Below are 19,278 nucleotides of genomic sequence, written 5' to 3'. Positions count from 1 at the left end.
TACTCTTGAAACTATAAGGAAAAACATGTTCAACAAAGGACAACTCGCCGGCCTCATGAAGCAGGCGCAAGCCATGCAGGACAACCTCAAGAAGGCCCAGGACGAACTGGCTTTCATCGAAGTCACCGGTGAGTCGGGCGCTGGTCTGGTCACGGTTCTGATGACGTGCAAGCACGACGTGAAACGCGTCACCATCGACCCCAGCTTGCTCGCAGAAGACAAAGACATGCTCGAAGACCTGGTGGCCGCGGCTTTCAACGCTGCGGTGCGCAAGGCCGAAGAAACGTCCAACGAAAAAATGGGCAAGCTCACGGCCGGCATGCCTGCTTTGCCCGGTGGCATGAAGATGCCCTTTTGAAGCGCGACTTGCCCCGAAGCGGTCGAAGCAGTGCTCCAGGCGGTGTCGGCTCAAAGCCAGTACGACTGACGCCTGGCCATGTGGGTGTGCAATTGAGCGTTTCGAACCATGGCTGAAATTCACGCAGTTGAGCTGCTGGTGCAGGCACTCAAGCGCCTGCCCGGCGTGGGGGTGAAGTCTGCGCAGCGCATGGCCTTTCATATGCTGCAGCACGACCGGAGTGGTGCCCTGCAGCTGGCCCAGGCACTGGAGCACGCGTGTCATGAGGTCAAGCATTGTGCGTTGTGCCATACCTTCACCGAGCAGACCATTTGCGGCACTTGCCAGGACAAGCGGCGGGACCGCAGCCAGCTCTGTGTGGTGGAAACCCCCGCAGACCAGGCTGCGCTGGAGCGCACGGGGGCGTACAAGGGCTTGTATTTTGTGCTGATGGGCAAGCTCAGCCCGCTCGACGGGATTGGTCCCAATGAAATCGGCTTGCGCAAGCTGTTTGAACGCGTGGATGCCCTGGTCGATGGCGAACGGGAGGTGAAAGAGGTGATTTTGGCCACCAACTTCACGGCGGAGGGTGAAACCACCGCACATGTGATTGCGCAGGGGCTCAAGGCGAGGGCGGTTGCCGTGACCCGCCTGGCCAGGGGCGTCCCGGTGGGGAGCGAGCTGGAATACGTCGATTTGGGCACCATCGCCCATGCGCTGGTCGACCGCCGCTGAAGGCCCGTTTTATTTCAAGGAAAGTCAGAGATGACCTATGCAGGTTTGACCTTGGCCTATTGGGCTGTGGTGGTGGCAGCGTTGTTGCCAGTGGGGTGCGCGGGGGTGGCGAAATGGGGCCAGATCGGTCGCTCGCGCCGAGACGGTGGTCTTGACAACCACAATCCCCGGGCATGGCTGGCAAAGCAGACCGATTGGCGCGCCCGCGCCAACGCTGCCCAGGCCAACAGCTTCGAAGCGCTGCCGTTTTTCATCGGTGCGGTGGTCATTGCCCACCAGCTCGGTGCGGCTCAGGGCCGCATCGACATGCTGGCACTCGTCTTTGTTTTCTTACGCATGCTCTACATCTTGCTGTACCTGGCAGATCAGGCCAGCGCGCGCAGCATGGTCTGGGGACTGGGCTTACTGGTGAACCTGGCTATCTTGTTCGTCTGACCCCTGCCTCGCATCTCGCCACCCCTTGAACGGGAGTGTCGCGAAACGTGACAAATGCATGGGTGGAAACCCGCTCGGGAGTCAACCCGATGCGCGGCACAGGCACTCCTGTTTAAGCTGTGGTGAGCACAGCTGAAATAAAACAGAGAGGACGTGTTGTCATGTGGAACCGGCGGGAGTGGGCTCGGGTGTCGGCCATGGCTTGGCTCGGGGGAACCTGGACCAGCGCCAGGTCTCAGGTCGACCGTTCATCGCGGTCGACGCAGGCTTTGTTGATGGGCGTCGATCACAAGGCTTCTTTTTGCTATTTGCCACTGACCATCGCCGAGCGTCTGGGCTATTTTCAGGCGGAAGGGCTGAGTTTGCAAATCCGGGAGTTTGCGAGTCCCTCTTTGGCCGCACAAGCCTTGGTGGGGGGGGCCGTGCAGGTGCTCAGCGGGACTTACAGCACCAACATCGTGCTGGATCGCCTCGGCCATTCATTGCAATCGCTGGTCTTGCAGGGGTTGGCCCCTCAGATCGTGATGGGCATCGCCCGAAGCGAAGGAAGCCGCTTTCGCAACTTGCGCGAACTGCGTGGGCAGCGCATTGGAGTGGCTCAGCTGGGTTCATCGACCCACCGCATTGCCCGGCTGGTGCTGGCCAAGGGGCGGTTGGGGGAGGGTGATGTCACCTTCCGTGAGTTGCCTGCACCCGCTGACGCGCTGGAAGCCTTTCGAAGCGGAGAGATCAGTGTGCTCTGTTATTCAGACCCGATCATCACGCAGCTGGAGCAGGCAGGGGAGATCAAAATTCTGGTGGACACCCGCACCCAGCGCGGCAGCGCTGAGCTTTTTGGCGGAACCTTTCCAGCAGGGTGCCTCAGCGCCAAGCAGGATTGGATCGCTGGCCATCCGGACGAGTCACAAGCCCTGGCCAATGCCATGGTCAAGGCTTTGAAGTGGCTCCAAACGGCAGGGCCATCCGACTTGATCAACGTGGTGCCTGAAGCCTATTTCGGTGGAGATCGGGCACTGTACCTGGCCGCTTTCAGCCGCTCGCGGGAAGCCTGGTCTCCCGACGGGGTGATGCCCGACGAGAGCCCTGGCGTTGCAGCGAAGATGTTGGCTCGGCTCAACACCACGCCACCGATGTCCGATCAGGACCTGAGCAATACCTTTACGAACCGGTTTGCCTTGAAGGCCAAGGCGCGCTTGCGCGCCTGATCGTCATTTTTTGCGCGCAACCTTGCTGCTGCTGCCGCTGGATTTTTTGCCAGCGCTGGCGGTGCTGGTGCGGATTCTTTTGTCTTTGGCAGCCACTGAGCGGCTCTTGCTCTTGGACGCTGTTTTCCCGGAGCTGCTCTTTTTTCGGCTGGCCACGGATCTTGATTTTTTGCTCGATGAAGAGCCGGCTACAGATTTGCCGCTGACGCTTCGGGGCAGCATCAGCGTGAGGCGCTGACCGGTTTTGAGGCGTGACGTGGACGAGAGCTTGTTCCAGCCGGCCACGCTGGAGGCGCTGACCCCGTAGCGAGAGGCCAGGCGCTCCAGGCTGTCGCCCTTGCGGGCACGCACCGTGGTGCGTTTGAGCACGACTTCAGGCTGCAGGCTGAGCTGGGCGTGATCGGCCACAAACTCGCTCACGTCGTTGTCCCTGTGACCACTGCGGCGGACCAGCAGACTGGACCCGGCCCGCACGAGCATGCGCGGTGGAATGTTGTTGACGCGCCGCAGCTCTTCTTCGCTCATGGCTGAGCGTTGGGCTGCCTGGTCGACGGACATGGTGGTGGGCACCACCCAGGCAGTCCAGCTGGCCAGCGGTCCTTTGTGAGCAGCCAGGCGCTGCTCGAAAACGCCCGCGTTGTCCCAGGGCAAAAGAATTTGAGGTGTGCCCGCGGCCATCACGATGGGCTGCTTGATCGACGGATTCAGCACCCGGAAGTCGGCTTCGCTGACACCGGAAAGGCTGGCGATCAGGCTGACATCCATATCGCTGGTGAGCGTGAGGGTGTCAAAGAAGGGGTGGTTGCCGATATCGGGCAGCAGGGCACCGAAAGACTCAGGGCGCGCCAGGATGTTTTTGACCGCCTGCAGCTTGGGCACGTACATGCGGGTTTCCAGCGGCATGTCGATGTCGGTGTAGCCGGTGGGCAGCCCTGCGCGCTGGTTGCGGGTGATGGCCCGGTTGACGTTGCCTTGGCCCCAGTTGTAGGCGGCGAGAGCGAGGTGCCAGTCGCCAAATCGGCCATGCAACTGCTCCAGGTAGTCGAGCGCGGCCTTGGTTGAGGCCAGCACGTCGCGGCGGTCATCGCGGAACACGTTTTGCTTCAGATCAAACGATTGTCCGGTGGCGGGCATGAATTGCCACATGCCCGCAGCGCGAGCGCTGGAAACGGCCTGAGGATTGAAGGCGCTTTCGATGAAGGGCAACAAAGCGAGCTCCATCGGTATGCGGCGGCGCTCGATCTCCTCAACGATGTGAAAGAGGTAACGGCTGGAGCGTTCGGTCATGCGCTGCATGTAGTCTGGGCGGCTGACGTACCACTGTTCTCGGTCTCTCACGAGATCGTTGTCAAGATCTGTCATGGCGAACCCTCGGCGGATCCGGTCCCAGATGTCGGTCGGGGTCGAGAGCGTCACCACCGGTGCGGCAGAGGCGGACTCGGTGCCAATGGCGCTGAGCGGCCCGCTGGGGATGAAGGGGGCCAGACGGGGGGAAGGGGACCTTGCCGCAGTGGCGGCGGGCAAGGTAGAGGCCGCAGAACCAGGCGCCGAAGAAGCGCCCTGGGTGGGGTCTGGTGTTTGTACGCTGGCGCAACCCGCGACCAGAAGGATCAGGCCCAGGGTCAGGGTGCTGAGGCTTCTGCGCTGCAGCAACGAAGATTTTGCGACGACTTGGGGTGTGTCGATGGGTTCGATCAGGGGATTCATCAGAAGACGTCTTTCCAGGCGCGCAGGGCAGTCAGCACAGCCACTGGATCGTCGCTGGTTGTGGGTTGGTGTCGGCGAGCGCCTTGAGCGACGCTCGGCAGGTGGGCTCGGAGAAAGGGGTTGATCTCTCGTTCCAGGTGAATGGAGCTCGGTAGCGTCGGAAGGTTCCGGGCACGCAAGTCGCGGCAGCGTTCAGCATAGGCCACCAGTGCGGCGTTGTCCGGCTCCACGGTGAGTGCAAAGCGCAGATTGGACAAGGTGTATTCGTGGGTGCAGCACACGCGCGTTTCACCGGGCAAGGCCGCCAGGCGACTGAGCGAGTCGTGCATCTGTGCGGGGGTTCCCTCGAACAGGCGCCCGCAACCTGCCGAAAACAGGGTGTCTCCGCAAAACAGCAACGGCGTACCGTCTATGTCTGGCGAGAAGAACGCGATGTGACCCGCCGTATGGCCTGGCACATCCATCACATTGAACCGGCAGCCCAGGGCCTCGACGGTGTCACCGTCCTGAACCCGTTGCACCGGTTCAGGCAACCGCTCACGGGACGGGCCAATCACTCGGGCGCCCGTGGACTCTCGCAGCTCGGCCACACCGCCGACATGGTCGGGATGGTGGTGGGTGATCAGAATCGTGTCAAGGGTGAGGTCCGCTTGTTTGAGCCACCGGGCCACGCCAGCCGACTCACCGGGGTCGACCACCACGGCCCTGTGCCTGTCGTGCAGAACCCAGATGTAGTTGTCGTTGAACGCCGGTACGGGATGAAGTGTCATGCGGGTGAAGCCCGAGTTGGAAATCGGGTGGTGCGTGTAAAGTATGTCGTGCGCTGCGACCGTTCCGGCATGTCCTGTTGCTCCCGCCCAGCTCATCACACCATGCATCCTCCCATTATAAGTTTGACCGATTGGTTTCAGACCCCCGCTGGCCAGTATCTTCTTGACTGGGAGCGCAAGCAATTCGATCTCGCTGTGGCAGATTTGTTCGGTTACAACGCGCTGCAGCTGGGTTTGGCCGAGTTGCAAACGTTGAACTCCAATCGCATGCCTCATCGGTGGCTGGCCTTGCCTGAGGAGGTGCCTGCGCCGGCAGGGCGCCCATCGGGCGCGAAAGCCGCCGAACCTTCCGGCATGGCTTGGCCGCGTGTGGCGTTCATCACCAACGCAGCAGCGCTGCCGTTCCCCCGGCCTCGCTGGATCTGGTGATTCTGCCGCACACACTGGAACTCAGCGCCGACCCCCACCATGTGTTGCGTGAGGTCGAGCGGGTGCTGGTGCCGGAAGGGCGTGTGGTGATTTCTGGATTCAACCCCAACAGCTGGTGGGGTTGGCGCCAAAGCTACGGCCACTGGGCAGACCGGCTGTTGCCTACCCGCGCCGGCACTTCGCGCCTGTATTTGCCTGAGGCGGGCGAGTTCATCGGCCCGGGGCGCATGCGCGACTGGCTCAAGCTGTTGAGTTTTGAAGTAGAGTCGGGGCGCTTTGGCTGCTACAGGCCGGCGGTGCGTACCGAGAAGTGGTTGAACCGCACGGCCTGGATGGATGGCGCTGGCCCCCGTTGGTGGCCCATCTTCGGTGCGGTCTATTTTGTGGTGGCGGTCAAACGGGTGCGCGGCATGCGCATGCTGGGGCCAGCCTGGAAACCCAGACGTTCAACCGCCGCAGCCCCAGTCTCGGTGGCCAATCGCCGTTGAGCCCAACGGGCCACGAGCCCAACAATTGTTTCTGGAGAACCTGATTTGAACCATGTGGTGATCTACACCGACGGTGCCTGCAAAGGCAACCCTGGCCCGGGCGGCTGGGGTGTATTTCTGAAATCTGGCGGGCACGAAAAAGAGCTGTGGGGCGGCGAACGCGAAACCACCAACAACCGCATGGAGCTCACCGCTGTGATTGAAGCCTTTGAAGTCCTGACACGACCTTGCCAGGTGTCGCTGTACCTGGACAGCGAATATGTGCGCAAGGGCATCACCGAGTGGATCCACGGCTGGAAGACCAAAGGCTGGAAAACGGCATCCAAACAACCGGTGAAAAATGCCGATCTCTGGCAAAGACTGGACGCCCTGGTCCACGGGGGGTCGCACAAGATCGAGTGGCACTGGGTCAAGGGCCATGCGGGCGACCCGGGCAACGAGCATGCCGATGCCCTGGCCAACCGTGGTGTTCCAAACGGAAGGTAGGGATCTTGATGCACGGCATGGCGCGTTCAGCGCCGCCGTGCAAGGTGTGAATCCGATCGGCCTAAACGGCGCCTTCGAACATCATCACATCGACTTCTTCGCCGGCGGCGACTTCACCCTGGTCATGGTGGAGCACGATCAGGCCGTTGGCCTGCACCATGGAGCTGAGCACACCTGAGCCTTGTGGCCCGGTGGTACGCACACAGAGCACACCTTCATCGTTCACGGCCACAATGCCGCGCTGAAATTCCGATCGCCCGGGGCGCTTGCGCAGCGCCTGGGTGCAGCGGGCTTTCAGCAAGACCAACGGCGCTGCGCTGCAACCCATCAGGCGCAGCAGCGCGGGGCGTACCAGCACCAGGAAGGTGACCATCGCAGCGACCGGGTTGCCGGGCAAGCCAAACAGCCAGCCGCCTTCAGCACCTGCATCTGGCGCAGCGCCCAGACGGCCAAAGGCCATGGGGCGACCTGGCCGCATGGCAATGCGCCAGAAATCAACCTGGCCAAGTTGCTGGATGATGGTGCGGGTGTGATCGGCATCGCCCATGCTCACACCGCCACTGGTGAGCACGGCGTCCGCCTCCTGGCCAGCGCGCTCAAAAGCCGCCCGCAAAGTGGCTGGCTGATCGGGCACCACGCCCATGTCGATCACGTCGACGCCCATGCGAGTCATCAGGCTGGTCAGGGTGTATCGGTTGCTGTCGAACACCGCGCCTTCGCGAGGGGCCTCACCCAGACTGAGAATTTCGTCGCCCGTGGAAAAGTAGGCGACGCGCAAACGGCGGAACACCGTCAAGGTCTGCAATCCCAGGCTGGCCAGCAAACCCAGCGCAGCGGGTGTCACCCGTTGACCCGCCAGCAGCGCGGGTTCCCCTGCCATCAGGTCTTCACCGAGTCGGCGCCGATTGGCACCCGGTTTCAGTGTCCCAGGGGCCACGTGCACGGTATCGCCCGTGCGCTCGGTGAGCTCCAGCGGCACCACGGTGTCCAGACCCGGCGGCATGATGGCCCCGGTCATGATCTTCACGCATTCCCCTGCCTGCAATGTTTGTGTCCAGGCCTTGCCGGCCAGGGCCGTCCCCACCACAGTGAGGCTCAAAGGCGTGTTGGGGCTCAGGTCCCTGGCTTCAAAGGCATACCCATCCATGGCCGAGTTGTCGTGGGGCGGCACGCTCAAAGGCGAGACCACGTCTTTGGAGAGCACCCGGCCCAGCGCCTGGGCGAGGTTGACTGTTTCGCTGTCGGTGACGGGTTGAATCCGTTGGCAGATCTGCATCAAGACCTCGTCAACGCTGAGGTCGGAATCTGGAGGGCAGGAGGCGGTGGTCATGGCGATAGGGTGTCGCTGTGCGCAGCCAGGGATCGCAGGCTGTCGAGGGTATTGAGGTTCACGAAGGCGGCGGGGTCATCGTCAGGGCGGTTGAACGCTACCTCAAGCACTTGCTGCTCGGACATCCAATGACCCACTTTGCGTCCACCACCTTGAATGTAGGCCTCGAGGCGGTCAGCGAGCTTGACCTGCATCAGCGCAAACACCGGTTGGCGACGCAAGATACCAGCCTCATCGCGCGCGCTCGCCACAGCAATGTCCACACCCGGTTGCTCGAATGCCACAGCAAGGCGCGCCACCAGATCAGGCGGAAAGCAGGGGGCGTCGCAAGGCACGGTGAGGAGGTGGCTGGTTTTGCTGTGCCTGAGACCTGTCAGCATGCCGGCCAGCGGACCGGGTTGGTCGGGCACCGTATCGGGCCACACATCGAAGCCCCACTGGGCGTAGCTTGCCAGGTGCCGGTTGGCGTTGATGGCGCAGGCCGCGAGCAACGGGTTGGGCGCAATTTGCAGGCGCTGAATGGCATGCAGCGCCAAGGGCGTTCCGTTGAGCAGTTGCAGACCTTTGTCAACGCCGCCCATGCGGGTGGCGCGCCCACCCGCCAGCACAAGTGCCGTGATGCTTCCAGCGAGCAAGGCAGTCATTCCACAACCTCATCGCATCCCAACCGCGCAAAACCCAGGGCACCGGCGGTCCGGCTCTGCCGGCCGGCCAGTGCCGCCCCCTTGAGGGGGTGACGCGAAGCGGCGCAGGGGGGAGCCAAACCTACCCGCCGATGTAACTCATTTCCACGCGACGGCCGCTCCCCGTTCCGGCATCGGGCGGCAAGCTGGCACGCAGTTCGGAATAGCGGTCTGAGCGCTGCTGCCAGATGGCGCCGACGGCACTGGCCAGATCGGTGTCGCTGGCCCCCGAGCGCACCAGCGGACGCAGATCGTATCCTTGGGAGGCAAAAAGGCACAGATACAGCTTGCCCTCGGTGGACAGGCGGGCACGGTTGCAGTCGCTGCAAAAAGCCTGTGTCACGCTGCTAATCACACCGATTTCCCCTGAGCCATCGGTGAAGCCCCACCGCTCAGCCGTTTCTCCGGGGGCCGAAGGCTCCAGTTGAATCAAGGGCAGCTCGGTCTGGATGTGGCGAATCACCTCGGCGCTGGGCATGACTTCGTCCATGCGCCAGCCATTGGTGGCGCCCACGTCCATGTACTCGATGAAGCGCAAAACCACACCTGTGCCGCGAAAATGGCGCGCCATGGGCAAGATTTCATGCTCGTTGGTGCCCCGTTTGACCACCATGTTGATCTTGATGGGCCCCAGCCCTGCGACCCGGGCGGCTTCAATACCTTCCAACACATCGGCCACGGGGAAATCCACATCGTTCATGGATCGAAAAATGGTGTCGTCGAGCCCGTCGAGGCTGACCGTGACCCGCTGCAAGCCAGCAGCCTTCAAATCTTTGGCCTTGCGCGCGAGCAGGGAACCGTTGGTCGTCAGCGTGATATCCAGAGGTTTTCCTTCGGGGGTGCGCAGGGTCGCCAGCTGCTCGATCAGGCGCTCGATGTTCTTGCGCAGCAAAGGCTCACCTCCGGTCAGCCGGATTTTTTGCACACCGTGGGCCGCAAACACGCCCGCCACACGGGTGATTTCTTCGAAGCTCAGCAGCGCACTGTGAGGCAGGTAAGGGTAGTCTTTGCCGAAAACTTCTTTGGGCATGCAGTAGTTGCAGCGGAAGTTGCAGCGATCCGTGACGCTGATGCGCAGGTCTCGCAGAGGGCGCTGCAGACGATCGTGCAGCGCACCGGTGGCCGGGATCGCATTCGTGGGCACCTGAACCGTCCGTTGGGATGCGCGCAGGTCGACAAGGGGGATGATGCGTTCGGACATGGTCCGATTATGGGCTGGCTCTATCGGCCTGTCTTGTGCGGTGCCACCCATGCCATTTTGTCAGTGGGGATCTGTTGGCCTGAAAACCAGGGCTTTCAGCGCGTTCCAACCACTGCGTAGCTGGAGGCGTTGTCGTGCAGCCATTGGTTGGCGAGCTCGCTCCCTTGTTGGTTTGGGTGGAAATCCGGTTTGAAATAGTCGCGCCAATGCTTGAAGCTGACAGTGAACAAACCTTCTCGACCGAGCAGGTGTCGCCCGGCGCTGCGCCAGGTGCTCCAGCGCCACAAGCTGCCGTCTCTGTGCAGGTTGTTCACCGTTTGGCGCAGGGTGTCCGCCAGGAAGATGAGGGTGACCCGTCGCATCCACTTCGTGCGCCAGGCCTCGTTGCCTTCCAGGGCCTGGTAAAGGTCAAAGGCCACGCATTTGTGCTCGGCCTCTTCGGCGCTGTGCCACAACCACAGCGTTTTCAGGCGTGGCTCGGCCCCACTCAGCAGCGAGGGCCTGGACAGCAACCACTCGGCAAACAGGGCTGTGAAATGTTCATTGGCGGCTGTGATGGCCAGAGCGTGGCGCACATCTGACCCCTGAGCAGCTTTCAACCGGGTCAAGGCGCGGGGTTCCCATTCGTTGATCAGGCCGTGGCGGGCGATCTGTGCGTTGAACAGGCTGTGAATGCGGCGGTGGGTCGCTTCCTGCCCGACAAACCCCTGGACGTCAGCCTGGAAGGCTTTCTGGCGCTCTGACGGCAGGCTTTTGAAGCCGTCGCGCACGGCATCGATGAAAAACTGCTCACCCACGGGAAAACTCATGGACAACGCATTGAACCAGGCAGTGAGGAAAGCGTCGCCACCACACCAGTGGCGGGCCACGGGATGTTCGAGATCGATGAGAAGGCGTCGTACTGTCAACTCGGACATGGGTGGGCTCCTGGATGCCGATGGGCGGTCAGTGGTACTTGTGCGTACCGAAGCCCATGATCGTGGCAAAAAGTGGCCCTGTCAAGCCGCTGCCCGGGAAGGGCCCGCGCGATGATCTAACATCAACCCATGAGCGCCCAAGACCTCTCTCCAGCCTGGCTTGCCGGCGACACGGAACAACGGACCCGGCTCCTTCAAGGCATGGGGCGTGCGCTTGCGGCCCGGGGTCTTGCCAACACCACCATCGCCGATGTGGTCCGGGAAGCGGGCATGTCCAAACGCAGCTTTTACGAGCATTTCCCCAACAAGGAAGCCTGCTTTCTGGCGTTGTACGCAGCTGCCCACGGGGCTGCCTTGCGCACGCTCAAGGAGGCGGTGCAGCCCGACCGGCCTTGGCTGGATCAGCTGGAGGTGGCTTTTGAAGCCTATTTCTCCCACCTGGCGTCAGGGCATCTTCTGCTCAAAGTCTTGTTTGTGGACATCCACCTGCTGGGGCCATCGGGTGCGGTGGTTCGGCGAGGCGCTCTCGATGCGCTGACCCAGTTCATGTGCGATACCGTGAACGGCCCTCGCAGGCAGACTTCTGCGGGGCCCTCGATCTCACCCGATCTGGCCCTGGCGGCTATCGGAGGCATCAATGAATGGATCATGCGCAGCATCGAGCGTGACGAAGCGGCATCGCTTCCCCAAATGGCTCCGGTCGCTTGTGCGCTGGTGCGCGCGCTGGTACCGCCTGCAGAGGGGTGATAAGGCAGGGGTGGCTCAGCGTTTTTTCACCAGCCCCACGACAAACAGCAGGACGATGGCGCCGATTACCGACGCGATGAAGCCCACCGGTTGGCCGGGACCATACAGGCCCAAGGCCGCGCCGCCGTAACCGGCCAGGAAAGCACCTGCGATGCCCAGCACGGTGGTCATGATCAAGCCCATGCCGTCGTCGCCTGGTTTGACGGCGCGGGCGATCAGGCCAGCGATGAACCCGATAAAAATGGTTGCAATAAGTGACATCATGTCGAGGGTCCTTTCAAGGGGCCGGCCTACCCAATGGATAGACCCAAATTACGGGCGTGTAGCCGATGCCGTGGCGCTTCAGGCACAACGGCGCTTGGGTGAAGTCGCCCTCGATGCTTTTCAAGCCTGATTCGCCAGCTCAATTTTCTCAGTGAGTTCGAGCCAGCGCAATTCCAGCGCTTCGATGGACTCGTTGACCTGCTTGAGCTCGCGTCCGGCCTCAGCCATTTCGCTGGGTGCAATTGGCGAAGCAAGGCGGGCTTCCAGAGACTGGCGTTGCTGCGTCTGTGTGGCTGTCTCTTTTTCGTTGCGCTCCAGCTCCTTTTTCAAGGGCCGCAACTCCTCTGTCAATTCCTGGCGCCGTTGGGCGTCTTGCTTGCGCTGCTCGGGTGTGCGGTTGGCGGCAGGTGCTTCTGCGGGCGCTTTGACCACCGGTGCCGGCGCGGGTGCCTTGGACAGGTCTCGCAGCTCCTGTTTCTGGGCCTCACGCGACTGTTTGGCGACCTCCAGCAAGTAGCGCTGGTAGTCGTCCAGATCACCATCAAAGGGCTCAATACCGCCGCGCGAAACCAGCCAGAACTCATCACAAACCGCGCGGAGCAAGGCGCGATCGTGGCTGACCAGCATGACGGTGCCTTCAAACTCGTTGAGCGCCATCGACAAGGCCTCCCGGGTGGCCAGGTCCAGGTGGTTGGTGGGCTCGTCCAGCAGCAGCAGGTTGGGGCGCTGCCACACAATCATGCACAACACCAGGCGTGCTTTCTCACCCCCACTCATGCTGCCCACCGTCTGTTTGACCTGGTCGCCGGTGAAGTTGAAGCTGCCGAGGAAACTGCGCAGATCCTGCTCACGGGTGGACTGGCCTTGCAGGCGGCTCTCAGCCGTGCATTCCTTGACCAGCCGGATCATGTGCTCCAGGGGGGTGTCCGCTGGACGCAGCACGTCCAGCTCTTGCTGGGCAAAATAGCCGATATTCAGGCCCTTGCCCTCGGTGACCTGGCCTGTCAGCGCATGCAGGGCTCGAGCAATCGTTTTCACCACCGTGGACTTGCCTTGTCCGTTGGCGCCCAGAATGCCGATGCGCTGCCCTGCCTGCACTGAGCGGCTGACGCCGCGCACGATGGTGGTGGGCTCACCGCCCGCTTCGCTGGGCGGGTAGCCGAAATTCACATCCTGCATGGCAAGCATCGGATTGGGCAGGTTTTGTGGCTCTGCGAATTCGAAGTTGAAGTCTGCCTCGGCCAGCACCGGGCCGATTTTTTCCATGCGTTCGAGCGCTTTAACGCGGCTCTGCGCCTGCTTGGCCTTGCTGGCCTTGGCCTTGAAGCGGTCAATGAATTTTTGCAGGTGGGCCATTTTTTCCTGCTGGCGCGAAAAGGCGGAAGCCTGCAACGACATCTGTTCGGCGCGCATGTCTTCGAACTTGCTGTAGTTGCCGCCATAGCGGGTCAACTGGGCACGCTCGATGTGCACCGTGACGTCGATGATCGCATCGAGAAACTCCCGGTCGTGGCTGATCACGAGCATGGTGCCTTGGTACCGTTGCAGCCAGGCTTCGAGCCAGACCAGCGCGTCCAGATCCAGGTGGTTGGTGGGCTCATCAAGCAGCAGCAATTCACTGGGGCACATGAGCGCGCGGGCCAGCTGCAGGCGCATGCGCCATCCGCCCGAGAAACTGTCCACTGGGCGTTCGAGCTCGTCCATGCGGAAACCCAGGCCCAGGATCAGGGCCTGCGCTCGGGCGGGGGCGTCATGAGCGCCGGCATCGTGCAAGGCCATGTAGGCATTGCCCATGCGCTCACCGTCATCACTGGCTTCCGCCGCTTCGACCTCAACTTGCGCCGCCAGCAATGTCGTGTCGCCCTCGATCACATATTGGGTGGCAGAAATATCCGTTTCCGGCATGTCCTGGGCCACCTGGGCCATGCGCCACTGCGCTGGAACGTGGAAATCGCCCTTGTCTTCGTGGAGTGAGCGGTCCAGCAGGCGAAAGAGGCTGGATTTGCCCGCGCCGTTGCGGCCCACAAGGCCAACCTTTTCGCCCGGGTTGATGGTGACGGATGCGTTGTCGAGCAGCACTTTGGTGCCGCGGCGTAAAACAATATTCTTGATGGTGATCATGGTGCAGGCGCAGAGCGGATGTTTTGCGCCGAAAGGGCGTCAGCGGTGAGCAGCAAGACTTGGTCTTCGCCAGCGCTGGTGGACAGCCAAAGGGCTTCCAGATGGGGAAATGCGGCTTCGAAGAAGTCGCGTTCGTTGCCGATTTCAAGAACCAGCACGCCCTCGGGGGACAGACGGCTGGGCGCATCGCGCAACAAGCGTCGCACGAAATCCATGCCATCGTCTCCACCGGCCAGTGCCAGCTCGGGCTCGGCCAGGTATTCGGCGGGCAAGGCGCTCATGCTGAGCGTATTCACGTAAGGCGGGTTGCAAAGGATCAGATCATACGGGCCCGGACAGTGGGCCAAGCTGTCCGACTCGATCAGGGTGATGCGGTCCTGGAAACCGTGCTCATCGACATTGATGCGGGCCACGGCCAAGGCATCCACCGACAGATCTGCCCCCAGGACCTGAACGTCGGGCCATGCCATCGCGGCAAGCACCGCCAGGCTGCCATTGCCAGTGCACAGATCGAGCACATGGCGGGTCCTTTCGCTCAGCCAGCTGTCAAAGCTGCCATCGGCGATCAGTTCGGCGATGAAGCTGCGCGGCACGATGGACCGCTCGTCTACATAAAACGGAACACCTTGCAGCCAGGCCTCGCGGGTGAGGTAAGCGGCCGGCTTTCGGGTCTCGATGCGCTGGGTGATCAGGGCTTCAACCGCCTGGGCCTGTTCACTGGACACCGCCTGCGAAGCAAGCGCCTCCAGGTCGCTGTCCAGCGGCAGGCCGAGCCGCCAAAGAACCAGCCAGGCTGCTTCGTCGTGGGCGTTGGTGGTGCCGTGGCCGTAGGCCAATGGCGCAGCCTCCAGGCGTTGGGTGGCCTGGGTCAGAATGTCTTGCAAGGTCATGTGGTCAGCCGTGGGCACCAGCCTGGGTGGCCAGGTTTTCCAGTGCGCGGCGGTAAATGTTTTTAAGCGGTTCGATGTCGGCCACAGCGACGTACTCGTCGATCTTGTGGATGGTGGCATTCGGGGGGCCGAGCTCGATCACCTGGGGGCAGATCTGGGCGATGAACCGGCCGTCGCTGGTGCCGCCGGTGGTGGACAGCTGCGTATCGATCCCCGATTCGCTGTGGATCGCTGCGCGCACGGCGTCGACCAAGGTACCGGGTGGGGTGAGAAAGGGCAGGCCACTGGTGTTCCATTCCAGGTGGTAGTCGGCGTCGGGCAACAGCCCCTGCGTTTTCAGGATGGCTGCCACACGCTGTTGCAGCGACTCGGGCGTGGATTCGGTGCAGAAGCGGAAGTTGAAGTCGATCACCACGGTGCCGGGAATCACATTGCTGGCCCCGGTGCCGCCGTGGATGTTGCTGATCTGCCAACTGGTGGGCGGGAAGAAGGTGTTGCCTTGATCCCAGACCTCGGCAGCCAGCGCAGCCAAAGCGGGCGATGCCATGTGGATGGGATTTTTGGCCAGGTGGGGGTAGGCGATGTGCCCTTGTACGCCTTTGACCGTGAGTTTGCCGCTCATGGAGCCGCGTCGGCCATTTTTGATCATGTCACCGGTGCGGTCCACCGAGGTGGGTTCACCGACGATGCACCAGTCGATCCGTTCCTGACGCCGGGTCAGTTCGCGGCAGACAATCACGGTACCGTCGGTGGCCGGGCCTTCTTCGTCGCTGGTGATCAGGAACGCGATGTCGATGGCCGGCTGCGGTTGGGCTGCGACGAACTCCTCGCAAGCCACGACCATGGCAGCCAACGACGCTTTCATGTCGCTGGCACCCCGGCCGTACAACTTCCCGTCACGGTGGCTGGGTACGAAGGGTGGACTGCCCCAGGCGTCGACGGGGCCGGTAGGTACCACATCGGTATGACCCGCAAAAACGAGCGTCGGTTGCTGCCCATTGCCCCGCCGGGCCCAAAGGTTGCGAACCCGGGCCTCGGGTGGACCACTTTCCATCACCTCACAGGCGAAACCAATGGCGGCCAGGCGCGCACCGATCAGTTCCTGGCAACCTTCGTCCAGGGGTGTAACGGAAGGTCGGGCGATGAGTTCTTCGGTGAGGCGCAGCGTGGCATTCATCAGAATTTGACGTCGAGGGAGAACTCGGTGAACGTGGCTTGGTCGCTTTGGTCCTCTTCCGAGGGTTCGGCATCGGCGTTGCTCTTGGAGGCCTGGAAATCGTTTTGCAGGCGCCAGAGCAGGTTGTTGGGCGAGTCGGCATGGGCCATGGCTTCGTTGCGCGAAACCAGGCCATCACGAACCAGTCGGGCCAAATCCTGCTCAAAACTTTGTGAGCCAACAGCTAGGGATTTCTCCATCGCCTCGCGCACGCCGGAAAAGTCTGCCTTTTGAATCAGGTCGGAAACCAGGGCGGTGTTGAGCATCACTTCCATGGCGGGGACGCGGGCACCCGTGTGGGTGCGGAGCAGCCGCTGGGAAACCACCGAGCGCAGCGCGGCTGCCAGATCGCCCAGCATGGTCGGGCGAACCTCGACCGGGTAGAAACTCAAAATGCGGTTGAGGGCCTGGTAACTGTTGTTGGCATGAAGCGTGGCCAGGCACAGGTGCCCCGACTGTGAATAGGCAATGGCGGCGGACATGGTGTCGCGATCGCGAATCTCGCCGATCATGATCACATCGGGCGCCTGGCGCAGGGCGTTTTTCAGACCCACTTGCAGGCTGGCCGTATCGGGGCCAATCTCCCGCTGGTTGATCACCGATTTCTTGTTGCGGTAGATGTACTCGATCGGATCTTCGATGGTCAGGATATGGCCGCTGGCGCACTCATTGCGCAGATCGATCATCGAGGCCAACGTGGTGCTCTTGCCTGCGCCTGTCGCGCCCACCATCAGAATCAGGCCGCGTTTTTCCATCACCAGATCAGCAAGGACGGGCGAGACGTTCAGGGAATCGAGCGCAGGAATGTCGGCAGGAACGAAACGGATCACCACCGCGTAGCTGCCCCGCTGGCGCAGGCCACTCACACGGAAGTTGCCCACACCTTCCAGGGGCACGGCCATGTTGAGCTCGCCGGTATCTTGAAGCTCTTCGATCCGCGTCGAGGGCACGATCTCCATCAGCAGATTGAGTGGTGCCTCGGGAGGCAACACCTGGCTGTTGATCGGGAGGGTCTGCCCATTGATTTTGATCATCGCCGGCGCATGCGCCGTCAGGTACACGTCTGACGCCTTCTTTTCGGCCATCAGGCGCAATATGCGCTCCATCGTTCCGTTGCTCATGCCATCCCTCTTCAAAATGGGCCGAATCACAGGCCAGTTGCCACGCAGCCGGCTGGGCTTTTGCCCAGCTCGGGCCAGAAATTTCAGTCGCGCAGAAGATCGTTCAGGCTCGTCTTGGAGCGGGTCTGGGCATCGACCTTTTTCATGATGATGGCCGCGTAAGTGCTGTATTTTCCGCCGGGCTTGGGCAGGCTGCCGCTGATCACCACCGAGCCGGCCGGCACGCGCCCGTAGCTCACCGTGTCGGCTTCACGATCATAGATGGGGGTGCTCTGCCCGATATAGACACCCATGGAAATGACCGAGTTTTCTTCAATCACCACGCCTTCGACTACTTCCGAGCGCGCACCGATGAAACAGTTGTCTTCAATGATGGTGGGGCCGGCCTGAAGTGGCTCCAGAACGCCACCGATGCCCACGCCGCCCGAAAGGTGCACATTTTTGCCGATCTGGGCGCAAGAACCCACCGTGGCCCAAGTGTCCACCATGGTGCCTTCGTCCACATAGGCGCCGATATTCACGTAGCTGGGCATGAGGATCGCTCCTTTGGCGATGAAGCTGCCCCGGCGTGCCACGGCAGGCGGGACCACGCGCACACCGGTGGCTTTCATTTCGGCCTCAGACAGGTTGGCGAACTTGGTCGGCACTTTGTCGAAGAAGGCCAGGTCGCCGCTCTTCATGACCACATTGTCTTTCAGACGGAAAGACAGCAACACGGCCTTCTTGATCCACTGGTGAACCGTCCACTGGCCCACGCTTTCACGGGTAGCCACGCGCAACTTGCCTGCATCGAGTTCGGCAATGACGTGTTCCACAGCGTCCATCACCTCTTTGGGCGCTGAAGCGGGGGACAATTCGGCGCGGTTGTCCCAGGCGGTGTCAATCAAGGTTTGCAATTGTTGGGTCATGGTGAAAGTCTTGCGTTGAATAGGGAGAACAGAAGCTGCGCCGGAATCGGGCCAGGCCCTAGGCAGACCGGCAGAATCGCGCGATGCGCTCAGCCGCTTCCAGGCACTCGGCCGTTTCGGCCACCAGCGCCATGCGAACACGACCGGCTCCGGGGTTGAAGCCATCGACCGTTCGTGCCAGGTAGCTTCCGGGGAGAACCGTCACATTGTATTGAGTCAGGAGTTCCTGGGCGAAGGCTTCGTCGGCGCTCAGGCTATTGCCTCGCTCGGCGAACCCCTGCGGCACGCCCGCCCAGAGGTAAAAGGCGGCGTCCGGCAGGGCCACATCCATGACATTGGCCAGGACGGGCGTTACCTGGGCGAATTTTTCCCGGTACATGCGCCGGTTTTCGATGACATGGTCTTCATCGCGCCAGGCGGCGGCACTGGCGACCTGCACGGCCGGGCTCATGGCGCCACCGTGGTAGGTGCGGTAAAGCAAAAACGGCTTGATCCAAGCCGCATCGCCTGCCACAAACCCGCTGCGCAAGCCCGGTACGTTGCTGCGCTTGGACAAGCTGGTGAAGGCCACCAGGTTCTTGAAATCTTTTCGGCCGAGGCTCCAGGCCGCTTCCAGTCCACTCAGAGGGGGCTCATCGCGGAAGTAGATTTCGCTGTAGCACTCGTCAGAAGCAATCACAAACCCATGGCGATCGCTCAATTCAAACAGTTTTCGCCATTCGTCCAGGGGCATCACAGCGCCGGTGGGGTTGCCCGGTGAACACACAAACAAAAGCTGGGTTCGAGCCCAGACGGCATCGGGCACGCTGTCCCAGTCGGGGGCGAAATTGCGCGTGGGGTCGCTGGCGACGTAGTGGGGCTGGGCACCGCCCAGCAGGGCAGCGCCCTCGTAGATTTGATAGAACGGATTCGGGCAAACCACCATGGCGTCCGCCAAGGTCGGATCGATCACGGTCTGGGCAAACGAAAACAACGCCTCGCGAGAGCCGTTCACCGGAAGGATTTGCGTAGCCGCATCGAGGGTGACGCCATAGCGCCGGTGCATCCAGCCCGCGCAAGCCTCGCGAAGGACTGGCAGACCGCCTGTGGCTGGGTAGGCGGCCAGCCCTGTGTCAAGCGCGGCCGAGAGGGCTTGCTTGAGGAAAGCTGGCGTCGGATGCTTTGGCTCACCGATGCCCAGGCTGATGGGCGGGTAGGCCGGGGAGGGCGTCACGCCGGCAAACAGCTGGCGCAAGCGCTCAAAAGGATAGGGTTGCAGGAGGGCGAGTTTCGGATTCATCGCCGCAAT

Annotated in this window: 19 protein-coding genes and 1 pseudogene; 7 read left to right on the top strand and 13 right to left on the bottom strand. The window is 62.1% G+C overall.

Annotated elements, in window-relative coordinates:
* The first annotated feature begins 25 nt into the window (after positions 1-25).
* The 4 genes from E5678_RS06150 to E5678_RS06135 all read left to right on the top strand — a co-directional run bounded on the left by E5678_RS06150 (position 26) and on the right by E5678_RS06135 (position 2,712).
* Complete coding sequence (locus E5678_RS06150; protein ID WP_136177704.1) at positions 26-358, top strand: YbaB/EbfC family nucleoid-associated protein; 333 nt, start codon at positions 26-28, stop codon at positions 356-358.
* Between the two features lie 108 nt (positions 359-466).
* Positions 467-1,072: a recombination mediator RecR gene (gene recR / locus E5678_RS06145; protein WP_136177703.1), complete on the top strand. Its 606-nt coding sequence runs from the start codon at positions 467-469 to the stop codon at positions 1,070-1,072.
* A 30-nt stretch (positions 1,073-1,102) separates the two neighbouring features.
* Entirely contained in the window at positions 1,103-1,507 is a 405-nt protein-coding gene (locus tag E5678_RS06140; protein WP_136177702.1) for an MAPEG family protein, read from the top strand.
* Between the two features lie 161 nt (positions 1,508-1,668).
* Positions 1,669-2,712, top strand: coding sequence for an ABC transporter substrate-binding protein (locus E5678_RS06135; RefSeq protein WP_136177701.1), 1,044 nt, complete (start codon positions 1,669-1,671; stop codon positions 2,710-2,712).
* Between the two features lie 3 nt (positions 2,713-2,715).
* Here E5678_RS06135 and E5678_RS06130 read toward each other — a convergent pair whose 3' ends face one another.
* Positions 2,716-4,419 (bottom strand): transglycosylase SLT domain-containing protein, encoded by a 1,704-nt coding sequence (locus E5678_RS06130; RefSeq protein WP_136177700.1) that lies wholly within the window; start codon positions 4,417-4,419, stop codon positions 2,716-2,718.
* Entirely contained in the window at positions 4,419-5,189 is a 771-nt protein-coding gene (gene gloB, locus E5678_RS06125) for a hydroxyacylglutathione hydrolase (protein WP_136177699.1), read from the bottom strand. The genes E5678_RS06130 and gloB overlap by 1 nt, the downstream gene beginning before the upstream one ends.
* A 102-nt stretch (positions 5,190-5,291) precedes the next feature.
* On the opposite strand from gloB, the pseudogene E5678_RS06120 reads away from it, so the two are divergent.
* Together E5678_RS06120 and rnhA are read left to right on the top strand one after the other, a co-directional pair.
* Positions 5,292-6,106, top strand: a pseudogene (locus tag E5678_RS06120) (methyltransferase domain-containing protein).
* 45 nt (positions 6,107-6,151) lie between these two features.
* Complete coding sequence (gene rnhA, locus E5678_RS06115; protein ID WP_136177698.1) at positions 6,152-6,592, top strand: ribonuclease HI; 441 nt, start codon at positions 6,152-6,154, stop codon at positions 6,590-6,592.
* 61 nt (positions 6,593-6,653) lie between these two features.
* On the opposite strand, the gene glp is transcribed toward rnhA, so the two are convergent.
* The 4 genes from glp to E5678_RS06095 all read right to left on the bottom strand — a co-directional run bounded on the left by glp (position 6,654) and on the right by E5678_RS06095 (position 10,723).
* Positions 6,654-7,922, bottom strand: coding sequence for a gephyrin-like molybdotransferase Glp (gene glp, locus E5678_RS06110; protein ID WP_136177697.1), 1,269 nt, complete (start codon positions 7,920-7,922; stop codon positions 6,654-6,656).
* Positions 7,919-8,566 (bottom strand): molybdenum cofactor guanylyltransferase MobA, encoded by a 648-nt coding sequence (gene mobA, locus E5678_RS06105; RefSeq protein ID WP_136177696.1) that lies wholly within the window; start codon positions 8,564-8,566, stop codon positions 7,919-7,921. The genes glp and mobA overlap by 4 nt, the downstream gene beginning before the upstream one ends.
* 121 nt (positions 8,567-8,687) lie before the next feature.
* Positions 8,688-9,806, bottom strand: a complete 1,119-nt coding sequence (gene moaA / locus E5678_RS06100; protein WP_136177695.1) for a GTP 3',8-cyclase MoaA — start codon at positions 9,804-9,806, stop codon at positions 8,688-8,690.
* 95 nt (positions 9,807-9,901) lie between these two features.
* On the bottom strand, positions 9,902-10,723 hold the full coding sequence (locus E5678_RS06095; protein WP_136177694.1) for a metal-dependent hydrolase: 822 nt from the start codon (positions 10,721-10,723) through the stop codon (positions 9,902-9,904).
* Between the two features lie 129 nt (positions 10,724-10,852).
* Between E5678_RS06095 and E5678_RS06090 the strand changes: the two genes are divergently transcribed.
* The gene (locus tag E5678_RS06090) at positions 10,853-11,470 is read left to right on the top strand and encodes a TetR/AcrR family transcriptional regulator (protein WP_136177693.1); all 618 of its coding nucleotides are present in this window, start codon (positions 10,853-10,855) and stop codon (positions 11,468-11,470) included.
* A gap of 15 nt (positions 11,471-11,485) precedes the next feature.
* Here E5678_RS06090 and E5678_RS06085 read toward each other — a convergent pair whose 3' ends face one another.
* The 7 genes from E5678_RS06085 to dapC form a co-directional block, all read right to left on the bottom strand.
* Entirely contained in the window at positions 11,486-11,734 is a 249-nt protein-coding gene (locus tag E5678_RS06085; RefSeq protein ID WP_136177692.1) for a GlsB/YeaQ/YmgE family stress response membrane protein, read from the bottom strand.
* A 120-nt stretch (positions 11,735-11,854) separates the two neighbouring features.
* Positions 11,855-13,855 carry an ATP-binding cassette domain-containing protein gene (locus E5678_RS06080; RefSeq protein ID WP_136177691.1) on the bottom strand — a complete coding sequence of 667 codons (2,001 nt, stop codon included), beginning with the start codon at positions 13,853-13,855 and terminating at the stop codon, positions 11,855-11,857.
* On the bottom strand, positions 13,852-14,745 hold the full coding sequence (gene prmB, locus E5678_RS06075; protein ID WP_136177690.1) for a 50S ribosomal protein L3 N(5)-glutamine methyltransferase: 894 nt from the start codon (positions 14,743-14,745) through the stop codon (positions 13,852-13,854). The genes E5678_RS06080 and prmB overlap by 4 nt, the downstream gene beginning before the upstream one ends.
* Positions 14,746-14,749: 4 nt before the next feature.
* Positions 14,750-15,922 carry a succinyl-diaminopimelate desuccinylase gene (gene dapE / locus E5678_RS06070; RefSeq protein WP_136177689.1) on the bottom strand — a complete coding sequence of 391 codons (1,173 nt, stop codon included), beginning with the start codon at positions 15,920-15,922 and terminating at the stop codon, positions 14,750-14,752.
* Positions 15,922-17,082 carry a PilT/PilU family type 4a pilus ATPase gene (locus tag E5678_RS06065; protein ID WP_136177688.1) on the bottom strand — a complete coding sequence of 387 codons (1,161 nt, stop codon included), beginning with the start codon at positions 17,080-17,082 and terminating at the stop codon, positions 15,922-15,924. Before E5678_RS06065 ends, dapE begins: the two co-directional genes overlap by 1 nt.
* A gap of 83 nt (positions 17,083-17,165) precedes the next feature.
* Positions 17,166-17,990 carry a 2,3,4,5-tetrahydropyridine-2,6-dicarboxylate N-succinyltransferase gene (gene dapD, locus E5678_RS06060; protein ID WP_136177687.1) on the bottom strand — a complete coding sequence of 275 codons (825 nt, stop codon included), beginning with the start codon at positions 17,988-17,990 and terminating at the stop codon, positions 17,166-17,168.
* Positions 17,991-18,048: 58 nt separating this feature from the next.
* Entirely contained in the window at positions 18,049-19,269 is a 1,221-nt protein-coding gene (dapC, locus tag E5678_RS06055) for a succinyldiaminopimelate transaminase (protein WP_136177686.1), read from the bottom strand.
* Between the last annotated feature and the right edge of the window lie 9 nt (positions 19,270-19,278).

This window comes from Hydrogenophaga sp. PAMC20947 (genome assembly GCF_004795855.1).
In the GTDB taxonomy this organism is placed as follows: Bacteria; Pseudomonadota; Gammaproteobacteria; order Burkholderiales; family Burkholderiaceae_C; genus Hydrogenophaga.
The sequence above is the reverse complement of the archived record's forward strand: the minus strand, read 5'-3'. Positions and strand labels throughout refer to the sequence as shown.

What these genes read in the sequence shown, in the direction of transcription:
- E5678_RS06095 (WP_136177694.1), bottom strand. Translation starts at nt 10,723, where the DNA reads ATGTCCGAGTTGACAGTACGACGCCTTCTCATCGATCTCGAACATCCC.
- E5678_RS06150 (WP_136177704.1), top strand. Translation starts at nt 26, where the DNA reads ATGTTCAACAAAGGACAACTCGCCGGCCTCATGAAGCAGGCGCAAGCC.
- E5678_RS06065 (WP_136177688.1), bottom strand. Translation starts at nt 17,082, where the DNA reads ATGAGCAACGGAACGATGGAGCGCATATTGCGCCTGATGGCCGAAAAG.
- E5678_RS06080 (WP_136177691.1), bottom strand. Translation starts at nt 13,855, where the DNA reads ATGATCACCATCAAGAATATTGTTTTACGCCGCGGCACCAAAGTGCTG.
- prmB (WP_136177690.1), bottom strand. Translation starts at nt 14,745, where the DNA reads ATGACCTTGCAAGACATTCTGACCCAGGCCACCCAACGCCTGGAGGCT.
- dapC (WP_136177686.1), bottom strand. Translation starts at nt 19,269, where the DNA reads ATGAATCCGAAACTCGCCCTCCTGCAACCCTATCCTTTTGAGCGCTTG.
- mobA (WP_136177696.1), bottom strand. Translation starts at nt 8,566, where the DNA reads ATGACTGCCTTGCTCGCTGGAAGCATCACGGCACTTGTGCTGGCGGGT.
- glp (WP_136177697.1), bottom strand. Translation starts at nt 7,922, where the DNA reads ATGACCACCGCCTCCTGCCCTCCAGATTCCGACCTCAGCGTTGACGAG.
- recR (WP_136177703.1), top strand. Translation starts at nt 467, where the DNA reads ATGGCTGAAATTCACGCAGTTGAGCTGCTGGTGCAGGCACTCAAGCGC.
- E5678_RS06135 (WP_136177701.1), top strand. Translation starts at nt 1,669, where the DNA reads ATGTGGAACCGGCGGGAGTGGGCTCGGGTGTCGGCCATGGCTTGGCTC.
- dapD (WP_136177687.1), bottom strand. Translation starts at nt 17,990, where the DNA reads ATGACCCAACAATTGCAAACCTTGATTGACACCGCCTGGGACAACCGC.
- dapE (WP_136177689.1), bottom strand. Translation starts at nt 15,922, where the DNA reads ATGAATGCCACGCTGCGCCTCACCGAAGAACTCATCGCCCGACCTTCC.
- E5678_RS06140 (WP_136177702.1), top strand. Translation starts at nt 1,103, where the DNA reads ATGACCTATGCAGGTTTGACCTTGGCCTATTGGGCTGTGGTGGTGGCA.
- E5678_RS06130 (WP_136177700.1), bottom strand. Translation starts at nt 4,419, where the DNA reads ATGAATCCCCTGATCGAACCCATCGACACACCCCAAGTCGTCGCAAAA.
- E5678_RS06090 (WP_136177693.1), top strand. Translation starts at nt 10,853, where the DNA reads ATGAGCGCCCAAGACCTCTCTCCAGCCTGGCTTGCCGGCGACACGGAA.
- gloB (WP_136177699.1), bottom strand. Translation starts at nt 5,189, where the DNA reads ATGACACTTCATCCCGTACCGGCGTTCAACGACAACTACATCTGGGTT.
- moaA (WP_136177695.1), bottom strand. Translation starts at nt 9,806, where the DNA reads ATGTCCGAACGCATCATCCCCCTTGTCGACCTGCGCGCATCCCAACGG.
- E5678_RS06085 (WP_136177692.1), bottom strand. Translation starts at nt 11,734, where the DNA reads ATGATGTCACTTATTGCAACCATTTTTATCGGGTTCATCGCTGGCCTG.